The following is a 16570-nucleotide window of genomic DNA, read 5'->3' on the forward strand; positions in this document are numbered from 1 at the left end:
AAGCCGCGTCCCGGCCCAGGAGATGCACATTCCCGTCATGACCATACGCACCCGCAAATTCATCGGAACCATCGCCCTGCTCGTCCTCGTCGTGGTGTGGTCGCTCCTGGGAATGACGGTGGCGCAGACGCCGTGGCTGGCAAATTCGGGCCTGCTGCAGGCGATCTTCTACGTCGTGGCCGGAATCGGCTGGGTGCTGCCGGCCATGCCGATCATCAGCTGGATGTCGAGGCCGGATCGCTAGGACGGGATAACGGGGCGAGGTGAACCGCGCGTCTGCATCTGGCGAAAATCTCAATTCGCTTCGTCGCGAACCTTGCTGCGTGTCGGCGCCACCGGCGCGAAGGCGGCGCCTGAGAGCAGCACCCGCATGACGCGCAGCGAACGCTGCCGACCATCCCAGGACAGGCGCGGCAGCGCGTGCAAATTGGTCCGGCCCTCGGCGTGGACGACACCCGCCAGCGCCGACGCGGCACTGACAAAACCTGCTTCCTCGGCCATCTGGACGTGTTTGCGGGCGAAGGCGGCGCGGTCGCCGAACGGATAGGCGAAATGCCCGACCTCGCGGCGGAACGCGGTCTGCGCGACCGCCCTTCCCATCGTCATCTCGCGCTGCGCGTCGGCGTCCTTCAGGTTCGACAGCACGGGATAGTTGACCGTGGCATTGCCGATCGTCACGAGGGGATCGGCCGCAAGTCTTGCCAGATCCTCCCAGTCCATCACGGCTTCGCGCGACAGCGTTGCGAGATTGACCGAGTATCGCTTGCATAGATCATTGATCGCGGCCGACAGATCCGGCGGCGGGAGAGTGCGCATCCAGCCCCACAGAAACGCGTACAGCTGGTATTTTTCGGCACGCCCTGCGACCTCGAAATGCCGCTCCTGCCGGTCCATCACGAGGCTGATCCGGCTCTCGCGCGCGATGACGGCTTCCAGCGCCAGCCACCAGGCCTCGCCGAGGCGGTCCGGAAACGCGGTCGGCAGGTAGACCGTGAACGGCACGCCGTACCGCGACAGCACCGGATAGGCCGACGCGATCAGATCCTTGTAGCCGCCGTCGAACGTCAGGCACACGAACCGCCTTGGCGTGGGCGACGTGACCGCGCGGTGACAAACCTCATCCATGGAGACGATATCGAACTTCCAGCGCCTCAGGGCCCGGATCGTGCGGTCGAGAAACTTTGGCGTGATCTCGTGCGAGCGAAGCGGCTGAAAGCGGCCGGCGCGCCGCGGCCGCACCCGTTCGAACCGCAACACCACCCCGGCGCCGCCGCTGCCCCGGCCGCTCAGCCAGTGCCGGCCGGACAACCAGGCCAGTTCCAGTCGAAGGCTCGTCAGGAAGTGGTTGTCGGATGACAAATTTGCGCCCCCAGATGCGGCCGCCCCGCCCCCGCCGCCGCCTGCATTGTCCTTACTCTTTGTTGACATTTCTTTGCAAAGGTCGGCCCAAGCCGAAAAATGTAAATAATCTCCTGCATCCAGGTTTTGCGATGACCATGGCCGCCGCGATCGACGACCGAACGGGGCAAGCGCCGGCATCGACCGGAATCAGCCGCATCGCCAGCGTCGACATTCTCGGCGACCTCGGCGAGGCCGAGGCGATCTGGCGCGGCCTCGAAGATGCCCGGCAGTTTTCCACGCCGTATCAGCGTTTCGATTTTCTCTCCGCCTGGCAGCGGCAGGTCGGCGCGCATGAGAGCCATCGTCCCTTCATCGTGATCGCCTGTGATTCCGAACGCCGGCCGCTGCTGCTGCTGCCGCTCACGCTCAGCCACGAGCACGGCGTTCGCACCGCGAGCTTCATGGGCGGCAAGCACGCCACCTTCAACATGGCGTTATGGGACCGGGAATTCGCGACCGCAGCCACCGCCGCAGATCTCGACGTGCTGATATCGGCGCTACGCGTGCGTTCCGAGGCCGACGTTCTGGCGCTGGGCCAGCAGCCCTTGAGGTGGCGCGACCTGCCGAACCCGATGGCGCTGTTGCCGCACCAGGCCTCCGCCAATGACTGTCCGCTGATGAAGATCGTGCCCGAGGAGCCGCCCACGGCCCGGATCTCGAGTTCGTTCCGGCGCAGGCTCAAGGGCAAGGAACGCAAGCTGCAGGCCCTTCCCGGCTATCGCAGTCACGTCGCGACATCCGACGCCGACGTCGTGCGACTGCTGGACTGGTTCTTCCTGATCAAGCCGCAGCGGATGGCGGAGCAGAAACTGCCCAACGTGTTCGCCGATCCCGGCGTCGAGGAGTTCATCCGCGACGCCTGCATGGCGCAGCTGGCCGGCGGCGGCCGCGCCATCGACATTCACGCGCTCGAATGCGACGATGAGGTGATCGCCATCTTCGCCGGCGTCAATGACGGCCACCGCTTTTCGATGATGTTCAATACCTACACGCTGTCGGCCAATTCCAAATACAGTCCCGGCCTGATCCTGATGCGTGACATCGTCGACCACTATGCCGGATGCGGCTATCGCGCGCTCGATCTCGGAATCGGGTCGGACGAGTACAAGAGGCTGTTCTGCAAGGACGACGAACCGATCTTCGACAGCTTCATCCCGCTCAGCCTGCGCGGCAAGCTGGCCGCCGCGGCCATGTCAGGCGTCAACCGCGCCAAGCACCTCGTGAAGCACAATCCGGCGCTGTTCGAACTGGCGCAGCGGCTGCGCGGCGCGTTTCACCGCTGACCTCGTCATGGCCGGGCTTCGTTCCGGCCATCCACGTCTTCCTTCGCACTATGACGCTGAGACGGGGATGCCCGGCACAAGGCCGGGCATGACGACCTTTTCGTCGTGGATTCGATCTCTATCACCGTCATTGCGAGCGGAGCGAAGCAATCCAGTTTCTTTCTTTGCTCGGCAAAGCTGGATTGCTTCGTCGCTACGCTCCTGGCAATGACGCGTCGCGGGCGGCCTCAGGCCGCAACCACCCGCGGGCCAGGCTCGACCGCGCTCGAAGGCTGCACCGGCTTGTTCAGCATCGTCACGTCGGAAAAGCCGACCGCGCGCAGCTGATCGCACATCAGGGTGCGGGCGTCAGGCGCCATCGAGGCGTCCGGCACCACCACGGCGCGCGCCTGCGCCGTCAGCAATTCCGCCGGCAGGTCGGAAGCGGTCCCCGCATCCAGCACCACGTGGTCATAGACCCGCAACAGGGCATCGATCGCCAGCGTCAGCCGCGGCGATTGCAGCAGGCTGCGGTCCGATCCAGGACGTCCCGAGGTTACGAGGTGAGCGCGCGACAGCTTGTCCCTGGTAATGATCTGCGAGAACGACGCCTCGCCCTGCATCAATTCCACCAGGCCCGGGGCGGCCGGGTCCACCGATACCGCCGAGATGGTCGGCGACGACGCCTGGAGATCGACCACCACGACCCGGGCGTGGCGCGCGATCAGGCGCGCCAGCGTCAGCGCGGTCAGGGTGATGCTTTCATTGGAGGCGGTGCCGAGCACGGTGACCTTGCGCGCGGCGTTGCCGCCGCCTTGCAGATCGTCGGCCAGCCTCTCGAGGTCGGAGAGTTCTGGTGCGATGCCGGGCGACTCGCGCAGCACCGGAGCAGGCGCTGGCTCGGCTTCAGCTTCCGGCTCGAGCGCGAGTTCGGGTTCGATCCGAGGCTCCGCGGCTGCCGTGGCGGTCGCAGCCCTTGCGCGGATCGCCGCCGGCGCGGAAGCGAAGGCAGCCACCGCGCGCGGCGCGGTCATGCGCAGCAATTCGCCCGTCACGATGGATCCGGCGGTGAGCATCAGGGTGGCCAGCGTTGCGATCAGCACGATCGGCAGCTTCTTCGGATAGGTCGGGGTATTGGAGACGCTGGCGCGGGAAATGATCCGGCCGTCGGCGGGGGCAGCGTCGATATTCTCGCGGGTGGTGGCCTCGCGGTATTTCGCGAGGTAGGATTCCAGGAGGTCGCGCTGCGCCTTGGCCTCGCGCTCGAGCGCGCGCAGCTGCACGTCCTGGGTGTTGGTGGAACCCGCCTGTTTCTTCACCTGCTCGAGGCTGGTGCTGAGACCTTCGACCCGGCCGCCGGCGATCCTGGCGTCGCTGTCGAACGAACGCGACAGCTTGCCGGCTTCCTCGCGGAGCTGGCGGTCGAGGTCGGCCAGCTGCGCCCTCAGTTCCTTGATGCGCGGATGGTTGTCGAGCAGGGTCGAGGATTGTTCGGCCAGCTGCGCGCGCAGCGTGACGCGCTGCTCGGACAGCCGCCGCGTCAGTTCGGAATTGAGCACCTCGGAAGCCTCGATCGGCTTGCCGCTCTGGAGCATTTCCCGAATCAGCCGCGCCTTAGATTCGGCGTCCGACTTCAGCGCGCGGGCGTTGTTCAGCTGCGTGTTCAGCTCGCCCATCTGCTGGTTAGACAGCGTGGTGTTGTTGGTGCCGACGAACAGGCTGGATTTCGAACGGAAATCCTCGACCCGGGATTCGGCTTCCGCGACCTTCTTGCGCAGGCTGACGATCTCGCCCGACAGCCAGAGGCCGGCGGACTTGGCCTGCTCCTGCCGCGCATTCTGCTGCAGCACCAGATAGCCTTCGGCGATCGAATTGGCGACGCGCGCGGCCAGCTCGGGATCCCACGACTGGAATTCGATGACGATGACGCGCGACTTGTCGACCGCATAGGCGGTGAAGCGGTCGTAATAGGTGTCGAGCACGCGCTCTTCGGGGGTCAGCGAGAACGGGTCGCGGCCGATCCCGAACAGGGCCAGCAGCGACTTGAAAGGCGACAGCCCCTGCAGCACCGGATCGAATTCCGGCCGCTCGGCGAGCTTGTTCTTCTTGATGATCTCGCGGGCGAGGTCGCGCGACAGCAGCAACTGGACCTGGCTGGTGACGGCCTCGGCATCGACGACCGAGCTGCGCTCCTCGGTACGCTCTCCGTTCGGCCGCAGGAAGACGTTTTCGCGCCCATCGACCAGGATGCGGGCCTCGGACTTGTAACGCGGGGTCACGAGATTGACGGCGGTGAGCGAGAGCACGGCGGCCAGCAGCGTCGGAACGATGATCCAGGCCTTCTTGCGGGCCAGTGCATGACCCAGCGCGCGCAGGTCGAGATCGCCGGCCGGGGATACTGCGGCGGGCTTGTAGAAGTCAGGTTCAGGTTTTGCGACAGCCCTCTGGACCAGCGCCTTTTCGGGCACGGACTTCCCGAGCACGGACGTCCCGAGCACGGACTTGGCCCTGCCCGCTTTGTCCTTGTCTGCACGCCAGAACGCTAAACGCATCGCACACTCCCGCGGACGCAACCCATCCACTCAACTGCGGCCGATTACACTCCATTAAGGTTGCCGCTGAGTTAATTCGCCCGGGCGACCCGCCGGAACATCCGCTTATGACTGCCGCGGTCATGCTTTGTTAACCATGAAAGCCCTTAATCGGAATCAGGAAATTCCTGTGGGCTGTCCGATGCAAGGCGTGCGTGCCGTCATTCTCTGTCTGTTGGCTGCGCTCGCTCTGGCGGGATGCATGCGCCGGCCTGCGCCTGTCGCCATGGTGCCGCCGCAGGCCGATCTCGACACGATGACCTATGGACAGAGTTACGGGACGGCCCCTGCTCCCGTTGCTGTGGCCTATGCCGCCACCCCTGTCGGATACGACACCGCCTACCGGCTCGACGCCGGCGACAGGCTCCGGGTCGTGGTCTACGGCCAGGAAGGTCTCACCAATACCTATGCGATCGATGCCGGCGGCTCGATCACCATGCCGCTGATCGGTTCGGTTCCGGCGCGGGGGCAAACGCCCGCGGGGCTCGCCGCCGCCATCACCGCCAAATTACGCGATGGCTTCATCCGCGAACCGTCGGTGGCGGTGGAGATCGAGGCCTACCGGCCGTTCTTCATCCTCGGCGAGGTTGCAGCGCCGGGCCAGTATCCCTACGTGCCCAACATGACTGTGGAGAGCGCGGTAGCCATTGCCGGCGGCTTTTCGCCGCGCGCGCTGCGCGATCGCGTCACGATCACCCGCAACGACCCGGCCGGCTCGATGCGGGTGATCGTGCCGCTCGGCACCGCGCTCAGTCCCGGCGACACCGTGCTCGTCGGCGAACGCTGGTTCTGAACATGCCCCTGCTTGAAGGTCAGCCGTTACGTATCCTGCACGCAGTGCGGGCGCCGGTCGGCGGCATTTTCCGCCACATCATGGATCTCGCCAACGGCCAGGCCGACCGTGGCCATCACGTCGGCATCATCGCCGACAGCCTTACCGGCGGCGAGCGCGCCGAAGCCGCGCTGAAGGAAATCGCGCCACGTCTGAAGCTCGGCGTGCATCGGCTTGCCATTCGCCGCGAACCTTTTCCCACCGACGTGCTGGTGTGGGCGCATTTCATGCGGCTGATCAAGCGGCTGAAACCGGACGTGCTGCACGGCCACGGCGCCAAGGCCGGGGCCTTCATCCGGCTGAAGGCCCGCTCGAAGGAAACCATCCGGGTCTACACGCCGCATGGCGGCTCGCTGCATTATCCCCTCAACACGGTGAAGGGCGCGATGTACAGCCGCCTCGAGCGCGCGTTGATGAACTCGACGGACCTGTTCCTGTTCGAGAGCGCATTTGCGCGCGACACCTATCAACGCACCATCGGCGTACCATCGGGACTGGTGCGCTGCGTATTCAACGGCGTCACCGCCAACGAATTCGATCCTGTCATCCAGGCTGCCGACGCCACAGATGTGGTCTATGTCGGCGAGTTCCGGCACATCAAGGGGGCGGACCTGCTGATCGATGCGGTGGCACGGCTGCGCGCCGACGGCAGACCCCTGACACTCACGCTGGCCGGCGACGGCGAGGAACTTGAGCATCTCAAGGCCCAGATTCAGCGTCTCGGCCTTGGCGAGGCCGTCCGCTTCATCGGCCACGTCAAGGCGCGCTACGGGTTTTCCAAGGGCCGGCTGCTGGTGGTTCCCTCGCGCGGCGATTCGATGCCCTATGTGGTGATCGAGGCGGCGGCGGCGGGAATTCCGATGGTGGCCGCCAATGTCGGCGGCATCCCGGAAATCTTCGCCGAGCACAGCGACGCGCTGTTCGCCCCCAACATCGTCGGCGCGATGGCGGACGCGATCGAGATCGCACTGGAGGACCCGGAAGCCGCACTGGCGCGGGCCAGGTCGCTGCGCGAGCGAATCTTCCTGCATTTTTCGCAGAAGGCGATGGTCGAAGGCGTGCTGGCCGGCTACCGCGACGCGTTTGCCAATCGTTAACCATTCGTTACCCGCGCTAACCGTTTCTTCCGATTTGTCCTTTATTCCCGAGGCAGGGAATTCCGCCTCGGCGCGCGCATGCCTAGATGGCAGTGCAGGGACGGACTTCGGCAACGGGCTTGGACTTAAAGTGGAACCGATCAACGCACGCTCTATGCTCGATGCCGCGGCCGCCGCCGCGGTCACCGCCAAGGTAACCGCCGCGCCGGATCGCCCGCCGGTCGAACGGCGCCGCCGGCTGTCGCAAGCCGCCCTTGCCGTCACCAACCAGAAAGTCCGGCGCGCCTATTCGCCGATCGTGATTGCGGGCGCGGTGCGCCTCGCCGATTTCGTCCTGCTCAGCCTGGTCGGCATCGCGATCTACCTGTTCTACGTGGTGCCGCTCTCGGGCTTCTACTGGGAATATGTCGGGGCGATCCTGGCCATGACCGTGGCCGCGGTAATCTGCTTCCAGGCCGCCGACATCTATGAGGTCCAGGTGTTCCGCGGCCAGCTGCGGCAGATGACGCGGATGATATCGGCCTGGGCGTTCGTGTTCCTTCTGTTCATCGGCGTCTCGTTCTTCGCCAAACTCGGCAGCGAGATATCACGGCTGTGGCTGTCGGCATTCTTCTTCACCGGCCTCGCCGTGCTGATCGCCGAACGGCTGATCCTGCGATCGATGGTTCGCAACTGGGCCCGCGACGGCCGGCTCGACCGCCGCACCATCATCGTCGGTTCCGACCAGAACGGCGAGAAGCTTATCGAGGCGCTCAAGGCGCAGGAAGATTCCGACATCGACATTCTCGGCGTGTTCGACGACCGCAATGACAGCCGCGCGCTCGATACCTGCGCCGGCAGCCCCAAGCTCGGCAAGGTCGACGACATCGTCGAATTCGCCCGCCGCACCCGCATCGACCTCGTGCTGTTCGCGCTACCGATTTCCGCGGAGACGCGGATCCTCGAAATGCTGAAGAAGCTGTGGGTGCTGCCGGTCGACATCCGACTGTCGGCCCACACCAACAAGCTGCGTTTCCGCCCCCGCTCCTATTCCTATCTCGGCGAGGTGCCGACGCTGGACGTGTTCGAGGCGCCGATCACCGACTGGGACCTGGTGATGAAGTGGCTGTTCGACCGCGTCGGCGGCGGCCTGATCCTGCTCGCGGCCCTGCCGGTGATGGCGCTGGTGGCACTGGCGATCAAGCTCGACAGTCCGGGTCCGGTGCTGTTTCGCCAGAAGCGATTCGGCTTCAACAACGAACGCATCGACGTCTTCAAGTTTCGTTCGCTGTACCACGACCAGGCCGATCCCCTGGCCACCAGGGTCGTGACCAAGAACGACAGCCGGGTCACCCGGGTCGGGCGCTTCATCCGCAAGACCAGCCTCGACGAACTGCCGCAGCTGTTCAACGTGGTGTTCAAGGGCAATCTCTCGCTGGTCGGTCCGCGCCCGCACGCGGTGCAGGGAAAATTGCAGAGCCGGCTGTTCGACGAGGCGGTCGACGGATATTTCGCGCGCCACCGCGTCAAGCCCGGCATCACCGGCTGGGCGCAGATCAACGGCTGGCGCGGCGAAGTCGACAGCGAGGAGAAGATCCAGAAGCGCGTCGAATTCGATCTCTATTACATCGAGAACTGGTCTGTGCTTTTCGATCTCTACATCCTCATCAAGACGCCGCTGGCGCTGATGACGAAGAACGAGAACGCTTATTGAGAACGTCATTGCGAGCGCAGCGAAGCAATCCATCTTGCCGCGCAAAGTAAGAAGCCGGATTGCTTCGCTGCGCTCGCAATGACGGTTGTAGTTTTTGTATGAGTGCGTGAGTATCGAATGGCGTATGCGGCCTCAGCCGGGAATTCCCTGCCGTCGATGACGGCGGCGCCGGGCGTGCTGGCGCTGCAGCGCGCGCTGGTCTGGCTGGTCGGCGCGTCCGGCGCGATCGTGTTTATCGAGCCCAGCCCCTATGAACTGGCGACGCTGGCGGCGACCATCCTGTTCTTTGCCACCGGCCTGCGGCTGCGGCTGGTGTTCATGCCGCTGCTGCTGCTGCTGTTCCTGATCAACATCGGCTACACCATCGGCGCGATCCCGGTGCTGGACCGTCCCGGCGTCGCCAACTGGATCGCGACCTCCTGGTACCTCGCGGTCACGGTGATCTTCTTCGCCATGGTATTCTCCGAAGACACCGAAGCCCGGCTCGACATGCTGCGCCGTGGCCTGATCGTCGGCGGACTGATCGCGGCGATCGCGGCGGTCGCCGGCTATTTCAACCTCGTCCCCGGCGGCTACGACCTGTTGACGCTGTACGGCCGCGCCCGCGGCACCTTCAAGGACCCCAACGTGCTCGGCGCGTTCCTGATCCTGCCCTGCCTGTTCGCGCTGCAAAGCGTGGTCTCCGACCGCATCGGCAGATCGCTCCGCAGCACGCTGGTGCTCGGCATCATGACGCTGGCGATCCTGCTGGCGTTTTCGCGCGCGGCATGGGGCGGGCTCGTCCTCACCTCGGCCTTCATGCTGGCGCTGATGGTGCTGACCAGCCCGTCGGTCAGGCAGCGCTCGCGCATCATCGTCATGACCGTGGTCGCCGCCCTCGTCGCGGCGATGCTGATCGCCGTCCTGCTGTCGCTCGATTCGATCGGCGAGATGCTGAAGCAGCGCGCCAGCTTCGGTCAAAGCTACGACACCGGCCGCTTCGGCCGGTTCGGACGGCACATTCTTGGCGCGGAAATGGCGCTCGACCTGCCGTTCGGCATCGGTCCGCTGCAGTTCAACCGCTACTTCCCCGAGGACACCCACAATTCCTATCTGAACGCCTTCATGTCCGGCGGCTGGCTCACCGGCGTATGCTATCCCGCGCTGGTGTTCGTCACCGTGATCATGGGATTCCGGCACGCCTTCGTCCCGACGCCCTGGCAGCGCGCCTATCTCGCGATCTTCGCGGCGTTTCTCGGCACGGTCGGCATGAGTCTGGTGATCGACACCGACCACTGGCGGCACTTCTGGCTGATGCTGGGCGCGATGTGGGGCATGTTCGCCGCAACGCAGCGCTGGCGGGCGAACGCAGACGGGGCGCTCACCGCGCCAGATCCTCGTACCTAGCGGCCTACTTCTCCACCGCAAATGTCAGCCCGGCGTGGTCGACCAGGCGCTTGATCAGTTTGTCGCCCATGGCCGCGCCCGGCGTCCAGATACCCGCCGGAACGTCCGGCGCGTCGCGCAGCAGGCAGATCGCGCATTCCGAGATCATCTTGGAGGTCGAGCCGTAACCGGGATCGCGATCGCCCTTGACCGCCGCGCGGACCTGGCGGCCGTCGGGGGCAATGGCGACGAACAGCAGGTCGTACAGGCCGTTCTCCCGCTCCTCCCTGGAGGGGCCCTCGCCCGGCTTCGGCCCACCCGAGGCGCCCAGCCTTTCGGCATTGACGGCGGCCACCACTTTTTTCGCGTTGGCTTCGCCCTGCTCGCCCGGGCCGGTCAGAATCATCTCGTCGTAAACGAAATCCTTGCCGTAGGGAAAACCCATCAACATGTTGGAGCGATGCACGTTGCGGGTGTTGATGCTCGCCATCACAAAGGGCGCGGTCCAGGACCCCAGATCCTCGTCCATCAGCGGCTTGTTGCCGCGCGGCTGTTTCGGACCGTCGAATCCGGGCGTCAGGACGAAGGGGTCCTGCACCATCGAGACGAGGCTGAGATCCTTCGCCACAGCCGCGAAGGTCGCCCGTGCGCTGGCCGCGGTGCCGCCGGAGAAAGTACCCTTCATGTCGCGGACGCGGGTCTTGACCCGACTGACGGGAGCACCGAGCGTCTGCTTCGCCGCTTGCTGCACGAAGTAAACGCCGAGTTCGAAGGGAATCGAGTCGAAACCGCAGGAGAACAGGATGCGCGCGCCGCTCGATTTCGCCGCAGCCTCATGCGCGTCGATCATCTGCCGCATCCACAGCGGTTCGCCGCAGAGGTCGAGATAGTCGGTTCCCGAGGCAGCACAGGCCGCGACCAGGTCCGAGCCATAGAGCTGATACGGGCCGACGGTCGAGATGACAGATCTGGTCTGCGCGACCATCGCCTGCAGCGAGGCGGGATCGCCGCCATCGGCGACGATCAGCGCGGTGTCGGACGGCGCCCCGATTGCGTCGCGCACCGCGGCGAGCTTGTCCCTGCTGCGGCCGGCCATCGCCCATTTCAGGCCGCTGTCGGCCTTGTACTGCGCGGCAAGATATTCGGCGACGAGCTGGCCGGTAAAACCGGTGGCGCCATAGACGATGATGTCGAACTTCGACGAAGGCATATTTTGATTCCCCTGAACTCGGCTGTCATTCCGGGGCGCGCGTCAGCGCGAACCCGGAATCTCGAGATTCCGGGTTCGATGCTTCGCATCGCCCCGGATGACGGTCTGTCTATTTCTTCCCGGCGTAGGACACGCCCATGCCGGCGCGCACATCGGCCTGGATGCCGTAGGGGGCGATCGGATAGCGCAGGCCGTTCTTCGCCAGCTGCTTCATGCCCGCGATCGCCTTGGCGAGATGCGCGGGCGACAGCGCCATTAGCATTTCCTCATCCGGCACGCCACCATAGCGGCGCTCGGCGAAGCACGGCAGCGACAGGCTGGGTTCGCCGGTCTTGAGCGCCCGCCCCCATGAATCGGCGCAGGCGGTCTCGCCCACCACGCCCCATTCGAACTTCTTGTAGCCGGTATATTGCAGCCCGTTGATCAGGATGATCATCTGACCGGGCGTCGCATAGACGAGGCAGATGTCCGGCGGATCGAGCCGGCCGCTCGACAGCGGGCTCACCGCCAGCGCCAGATATTGGCCGAAGGCCACGACATCCAGCGCCTCCTGGCGCTTGCGCGCGTCCTCGGCCGTGCCATGCCAGACGCCGACGTAATTCGTGCCCGCGAGAAATTTCTCGTCCTGCGGCGCCAATCCGATCACGGCGCGGCACTGCGCGCCGACGAGGTCGTCGGCGGTGATGCCGACGGTCCAGCCCAGCCGGGAGGCCATGCTGACGATCTGGTCGGTGGTGTGCACCGCGGATGGACGCCGGATCTTGGGGATCGCCGTCATTTCCTCCACGGTGGCAAACATCTTCATGCCGATCACGGTGGTCTTGAGTCGAAGCAGGCTGTTCAGATCGGCCACCATGCCGGCCAAATCGAGTTGTTCCGGCGGCGATTGTTGTTGCATGGCGTAACTCCCAAGGCGGCGACCGGGCGTTGCGCGCCCGTTTGATCACTTCTAACCCGTTTGTTTCAGCGTTGCGACAGCTGCTTCGACTTCGCCGCCGGTCCCGGCAGCAAATCGTCGATTTTGCCCGTGGCCCAATAGGCGATCAGGCCCATCCATTCGCGAATACCGAGGTTGGTGCGCTCCAGCCCATAAAGCGACAGGGGCGTGAACTGCAGCATATCCTCGGGTCCGCCGACCCGCCAGTCGACCGGATAGGCCTCCACGGCAAACCCCGCCTTTCGAAACAGGCCGACCGATCGCGGCATATGGAACGCGGAGGTCACCAGCAGCCAGCGCTCGCCGGGCCTGGACGCGGCTATCTCCATGGAGAATTCGGCGTTCTCCTGGGTGTTGCGCGAGCCGCGTTCGATGATCAGGCGCGCGCGGGATATGCCGAGGCTCTCGAACAATGCCGCCGCGTGGTCCGCTTCCCTGGCATCGCCCGAAATCAGATTGGCGCTTCCGCCGGTGAACATGATGCGCGCATCGGGGAAGCGATGGCCAAGCGCCGCCGCGGCGATGATGCGGTCGGCCGCGCCGCCGACGACGGCGACACCGCGCGCCGCCGACAGTTCGGCGTCGATCGACCCGCCGAGGACAATGACGCCGTCCGGAGCGCCGCGCGCCGCATCCCAGGGTGGGAATCGCTGCTCCAGCGGATAAAGCAGCAGGTATCCCAGCGGCGAAAATCCGCAAATCGCGAACAGCACGGCCGAGGCAATCAGGAGTTTTCGTCCGGCGGCGGCAAACCGCGTCGCCAGCAGCAACGCGCCGAGCAGACCGAGGCCGATCAGGAAATTGGTCGGCAACAGCATGATGCCGATGGTCTTGGAGAGCAGGAAAAACAAAAAAGAGACTCCATCGGGTGCCAGGCACCCCGCCAACCATGCAATCCGTCATACGCGGGCTTGACCCGCGTATCCATCTCTCTTCGTAATACGCATTCCTCAAGCGAAGTTGGGTTGCCGGGTCAAGCCAGGTCAAGCCCGACAATGACGACTGAACCAACGGGAAAGCCCCTCCATGACGCATCATCACCTGCATTCCAGCCCCGAGACCTGCCACTGGGGCTTTTTCGAAGCCAGGCTGAAGCCCGTGCTCACCATTGCCAGCGGCGATGAGGTGACGGTCGACACCATCAGCGGCGGCCCGGAAGTGATGCCGGACCCAAGTCGGTTTCACCTGCCGCCCGAACTCGCCGAGATTCACGCCAGGAACGAGCGGATGCTGCCCGGCCACATCCTGACCGGCCCGATCGCGGTCGAGGGCGCCCAACCCGGCGACGTACTGGAAATCGAGATCCTCGACATCCAGCTGCGGCAGGACTGGGGCTGGAACATGATCAAGCCGCTGGCCGGTACCCTGCCCGACGATTTTCACGAGACCCGCCTGCTCAACATTCCACTCGACCGCGAGCGCATGGTCGGCCGCATGCCCTGGGGCCTCGATCTGCCCCTGAAACCGTTCTTCGGGGTGATGGGCGTGGCGCCGCCGCCGGCCTGGGGCCGCATCAGTTCGCTGATCCCGCGCGCTATGGGGGGCAATCTCGACAACAAGGAACTTGGCCCCGGCGCAAAACTCTATCTGCCGGTGTTCGTGCCGGGCGCGCTGTTCTCCTGCGGCGACGGCCATGGCGTCCAGGGCGACGGCGAGGTCTGCGTCACCGCGATCGAGACCGCGCTGCAGGGCCGTTTCCGACTGACGCTGCGCAAGGACCTTCGCTTCGACTATCCCCGGGCCGAGACGCCGACGCATTACATGACGATGGCGATGGACCCCGACCTCGATCAATGCGTGGTGCGGGCGCTGCGCGACATGATCGCGCTGCTCGGCGAAAAGCGCAATCTGTCGCGCGAGGACGCCTACACGCTGTGCAGCCTCGCCGCCGACCTGCGCGTCACGCAGACGGTCAACGGCTCGAAGGGGATTCATTGCATGATCGAGAAGGCGATCGTGCACGGATGAGATCCGCACAGTCAGCTGTCATCGCCCGCGAAGGCGGGCGATCCAGTATTCCAGAGACGCCAGCGATGTAACCGGAAAAGCCGCGGCGTACTGAATCACCGCCTTCTCGGGGTTGACGAGGAGTGATCGGCGCCCCGCGGCGCCGCCTACGCCTCACCCCAGCCGCCAGCCGACTTCGCTTCTGAAACTCTCGTAGAACTCCGGCGTGTAGGCCTGCTCCGGGGTCTGGCGCACGCGCTCGTCGAGCTTGTGGGCGTCGTCGCCGACCAGGATGCGCCAGCGCTCGGCCTTGACGCCGTCGAGGATGATCCTGGCCGCCTGCGCCGCCGTGGTCGGGGCGTCCTCGCGAAAGGCGCGCGCGCGATCCAGCGCGATGTTCTGGACGTCGTCGTCCGACATGGGACCGGTGTCGATGCCCATGGCCTTGAGACGCACCCGCGCCGACAGCAGTTCGTTGGCGCTGAGCAGCTCGGATTCGGTGCCGCTCTGGATCTTGCGCGAATTGGACACGATCGAGGTGCCGATATGTCCGGGCATCACGACAGAGCATTTGATGTGCGGCGCGTTCAGCCTGAGATCGTTCATCAGCGCCTCGCTGAAACCCTTGACCGCGAATTTCGCGGCGCTGTAGGCGGTGTGGGAGACCCCGAGCCCGACCGAGGCCCAGAAACCGTTGACGCTGGAGGTGTTGACGATATGGCCCTCGTCGGCCTTCATCAGCATCGGCAAGAAGGTGCGGACGCCGAGATAGACGCCGCCCCAGCAGATGTTGAACGTTCGTTCCCACTGCTCCCGCGTGTTGGTGAACATGCTGCCGCCGCCGCCGATGCCGGCATTGTTGAACAACAGATGGATCCTGTCGGTCGCCTGCTGCTCGGCAAGCTCGTCGCGAAAGCGCAGGAGCTGGTCCTCGATCGAGACGTCCGCGACATGGGTGCTGATGCGCAGGCCCTGCGGCAGTTTTTCGACCTCGCACAGCGCCCTGGTTTCCGCCATCGCATCGGCCGAGACGTCGCACATCGCGACGTTGCAGCCTTCGGCGACGAGCTGGCGCGCCAGTTCGCGGCCCATTCCCGTGCCGCCTCCGGTGATGACGGCAATCCTTCCGGCAAAATCCTTCATGGGGTTCGCTGACCTTTCCATTGCGGGCCCGAGTCGTTCTGATCGCAGCGCAGCCTTGAGTTTCGCCGCTGATCTTCCGGTATAGTCGCACCGATACTCGCCGGTCAAACGGCGCCGAAAAATGCCGTGGCGCGGTTTTGAGTCGCAGACCGGCGGATGTTGCCGCATGGGCGGAATGAAAATTCCTTAACCATTGGGGTGCAAGGTTATCGGCACAGGGCAGATCAGAATGAATTTTGAAAACGGAACGATTGACAGCATTCGCTCGAAGAGCCAACGCGGCCTGGCCGCTTACTGGGCGAGGCTTGCGCTCGCTGAAAGCGGCTTGCCGCCATTCGATCAGTTCACGCCCGGTCCCGGGATCCATGATCCGAAGACCATCGCGGTGTGGAAAGTCGAGGCCGGCAAGGACCAGCTGGATTTCCGGGCACTGTACCGGGGATCGTTCATCGACGAAGCCGTCAAGGACGCCTGGGTCGGGAAGACTCTCTCCGAGGTAGCCCCGCCGGTCTTGCGGACCCCCATCATCGCGGCGTCGGCCCACTGCGCCAGCAGCGGATGCGCCATTTACACCGTGCTGCGAACTTGTGACGACGCGGGATCGCCGGTCGACCTCGAGCGCCTGCTGCTGCCCTTCGGCACACGCGGCCGCGTTCGGGTGATCGTCGCTTCGCTGCAACTCGTCAGCCTCGAAGGCAAGGTCGAACGCCGCAAGGCCGTCGAAAGTTTTGAATTGCAGACGGACGTCGTGCTGTCGTTCCGGATTTCATCCAACAGCTTCAAGGAATCGCGGCCGAACAAGGCCGCATCGCTTCCCCTCCCTGCTTGATCCCGACAGGGGTTGCCCCGCATCTGGCGCGAAGACGCGCTTGCGGTCGGGATGACGGCCGCCTTCGCAATAACGATGATGGATTCCGGACATGCGTTCGGATCTCGCAGCATGATCCGCCCGAGATTTGGCTTTATTTCCTCGCCCTCTGCAATCAGAGGGCGCGGGGAATGCCGGGCGCCCGATGCGCCCGATAGCCACGTGTGCTATGGGTAGTGATAGATGCACACGTGTTGTCAGGTCACACCGGAATCACCCGGCAC

Annotated in this window: 14 protein-coding genes; 8 read left to right on the forward strand and 6 right to left on the reverse strand. The window is 65.0% G+C overall.

The annotated features are described in order from the left end of the window. Nucleotides 1-37: 37 nt before the first annotated feature. Nucleotides 38-244 carry a DUF2842 domain-containing protein gene (locus tag Q8R73_RS20860; protein WP_305721451.1) on the forward strand — a complete coding sequence of 69 codons (207 nt, stop codon included), beginning with the start codon at nucleotides 38-40 and terminating at the stop codon, nucleotides 242-244. Nucleotides 245-294: 50 nt separating this feature from the next. Here Q8R73_RS20860 and Q8R73_RS20865 read toward each other — a convergent pair whose 3' ends face one another. Then, entirely contained in the window at nucleotides 295-1359 is a 1065-nt protein-coding gene (locus Q8R73_RS20865; protein ID WP_305721438.1) for a polysaccharide deacetylase family protein, read from the reverse strand. A gap of 131 nt (nucleotides 1360-1490) precedes the next feature. Between Q8R73_RS20865 and Q8R73_RS20870 the strand changes: the two genes are divergently transcribed. Continuing rightward, on the forward strand, nucleotides 1491-2684 hold the full coding sequence (locus tag Q8R73_RS20870) for a GNAT family N-acetyltransferase (protein ID WP_305721439.1): 1194 nt from the start codon (nucleotides 1491-1493) through the stop codon (nucleotides 2682-2684). A 227-nt stretch (nucleotides 2685-2911) separates the two neighbouring features. On the opposite strand, the gene Q8R73_RS20875 is transcribed toward Q8R73_RS20870, so the two are convergent. Then, nucleotides 2912-5215 carry an exopolysaccharide transport family protein gene (locus tag Q8R73_RS20875; protein ID WP_305721440.1) on the reverse strand — a complete coding sequence of 768 codons (2304 nt, stop codon included), beginning with the start codon at nucleotides 5213-5215 and terminating at the stop codon, nucleotides 2912-2914. Nucleotides 5216-5396: 181 nt separating this feature from the next. Between Q8R73_RS20875 and Q8R73_RS20880 the strand changes: the two genes are divergently transcribed. The 4 genes from Q8R73_RS20880 to Q8R73_RS20895 all read left to right on the forward strand — a co-directional run bounded on the left by Q8R73_RS20880 (nucleotide 5397) and on the right by Q8R73_RS20895 (nucleotide 10262). After that, nucleotides 5397-6047 (forward strand): polysaccharide biosynthesis/export family protein, encoded by a 651-nt coding sequence (locus tag Q8R73_RS20880; protein WP_305721441.1) that lies wholly within the window; start codon nucleotides 5397-5399, stop codon nucleotides 6045-6047. 2 nt (nucleotides 6048-6049) lie between these two features. After that, nucleotides 6050-7183, forward strand: coding sequence for a glycosyltransferase family 4 protein (locus Q8R73_RS20885; protein ID WP_305721442.1), 1134 nt, complete (start codon nucleotides 6050-6052; stop codon nucleotides 7181-7183). Nucleotides 7184-7313: 130 nt separating this feature from the next. Beyond that, on the forward strand, nucleotides 7314-8876 hold the full coding sequence (locus Q8R73_RS20890) for an undecaprenyl-phosphate glucose phosphotransferase (RefSeq protein WP_305721443.1): 1563 nt from the start codon (nucleotides 7314-7316) through the stop codon (nucleotides 8874-8876). Nucleotides 8877-8993: 117 nt separating this feature from the next. Next, nucleotides 8994-10262, forward strand: coding sequence for an O-antigen ligase (locus tag Q8R73_RS20895; RefSeq protein ID WP_305721444.1), 1269 nt, complete (start codon nucleotides 8994-8996; stop codon nucleotides 10260-10262). A gap of 4 nt (nucleotides 10263-10266) precedes the next feature. On the opposite strand, the gene Q8R73_RS20900 is transcribed toward Q8R73_RS20895, so the two are convergent. From Q8R73_RS20900 to Q8R73_RS20910, 3 genes are all read right to left on the reverse strand, one after another. Beyond that, nucleotides 10267-11451, reverse strand: coding sequence for a trans-acting enoyl reductase family protein (locus tag Q8R73_RS20900; RefSeq protein ID WP_305721445.1), 1185 nt, complete (start codon nucleotides 11449-11451; stop codon nucleotides 10267-10269). Between the two features lie 109 nt (nucleotides 11452-11560). Beyond that, entirely contained in the window at nucleotides 11561-12349 is a 789-nt protein-coding gene (locus tag Q8R73_RS20905) for a DUF169 domain-containing protein (protein WP_305721446.1), read from the reverse strand. 65 nt (nucleotides 12350-12414) lie between these two features. After that, nucleotides 12415-13239: a YdcF family protein gene (locus Q8R73_RS20910; RefSeq protein ID WP_305721447.1), complete on the reverse strand. Its 825-nt coding sequence runs from the start codon at nucleotides 13237-13239 to the stop codon at nucleotides 12415-12417. A 175-nt stretch (nucleotides 13240-13414) separates the two neighbouring features. Here Q8R73_RS20910 and Q8R73_RS20915 point away from each other — a divergent pair, with 175 nt between their 5' ends. After that, the gene (locus Q8R73_RS20915) at nucleotides 13415-14356 is read left to right on the forward strand and encodes an acetamidase/formamidase family protein (RefSeq protein WP_305721448.1); all 942 of its coding nucleotides are present in this window, start codon (nucleotides 13415-13417) and stop codon (nucleotides 14354-14356) included. Between the two features lie 153 nt (nucleotides 14357-14509). On the opposite strand, the gene Q8R73_RS20920 is transcribed toward Q8R73_RS20915, so the two are convergent. Further along, nucleotides 14510-15478: an SDR family oxidoreductase gene (locus Q8R73_RS20920; RefSeq protein ID WP_305721449.1), complete on the reverse strand. Its 969-nt coding sequence runs from the start codon at nucleotides 15476-15478 to the stop codon at nucleotides 14510-14512. Between the two features lie 229 nt (nucleotides 15479-15707). Here Q8R73_RS20920 and Q8R73_RS20925 point away from each other — a divergent pair, with 229 nt between their 5' ends. Further along, complete coding sequence (locus Q8R73_RS20925) at nucleotides 15708-16307, forward strand: hypothetical protein (protein WP_305721450.1); 600 nt, start codon at nucleotides 15708-15710, stop codon at nucleotides 16305-16307. Nucleotides 16308-16570: the final 263 nt, after the last annotated feature.

Origin of the sequence: Bradyrhizobium sp., assembly GCF_030697065.1 — a bacterium.
Classification (GTDB): domain Bacteria; phylum Pseudomonadota; class Alphaproteobacteria; order Rhizobiales; family Xanthobacteraceae; genus Bradyrhizobium.

Bases quoted from the DNA above. Each gene is read 5' to 3' on its own strand.
- Q8R73_RS20885 (WP_305721442.1), top strand. From the start codon at position 6,050: ATGCCCCTGCTTGAAGGTCAGCCGTTACGTATCCTGCACGCAGTGCGG.
- Q8R73_RS20880 (WP_305721441.1), top strand. From the start codon at position 5,397: ATGCAAGGCGTGCGTGCCGTCATTCTCTGTCTGTTGGCTGCGCTCGCT.
- Q8R73_RS20915 (WP_305721448.1), top strand. From the start codon at position 13,415: ATGACGCATCATCACCTGCATTCCAGCCCCGAGACCTGCCACTGGGGC.
- Q8R73_RS20860 (WP_305721451.1), top strand. From the start codon at position 38: ATGACCATACGCACCCGCAAATTCATCGGAACCATCGCCCTGCTCGTC.
- Q8R73_RS20900 (WP_305721445.1), bottom strand. From the start codon at position 11,451: ATGCCTTCGTCGAAGTTCGACATCATCGTCTATGGCGCCACCGGTTTT.
- Q8R73_RS20895 (WP_305721444.1), top strand. From the start codon at position 8,994: ATGGCGTATGCGGCCTCAGCCGGGAATTCCCTGCCGTCGATGACGGCG.
- Q8R73_RS20875 (WP_305721440.1), bottom strand. From the start codon at position 5,215: ATGCGTTTAGCGTTCTGGCGTGCAGACAAGGACAAAGCGGGCAGGGCC.
- Q8R73_RS20920 (WP_305721449.1), bottom strand. From the start codon at position 15,478: ATGAAGGATTTTGCCGGAAGGATTGCCGTCATCACCGGAGGCGGCACG.
- Q8R73_RS20870 (WP_305721439.1), top strand. From the start codon at position 1,491: ATGACCATGGCCGCCGCGATCGACGACCGAACGGGGCAAGCGCCGGCA.
- Q8R73_RS20905 (WP_305721446.1), bottom strand. From the start codon at position 12,349: ATGCAACAACAATCGCCGCCGGAACAACTCGATTTGGCCGGCATGGTG.
- Q8R73_RS20925 (WP_305721450.1), top strand. From the start codon at position 15,708: ATGAATTTTGAAAACGGAACGATTGACAGCATTCGCTCGAAGAGCCAA.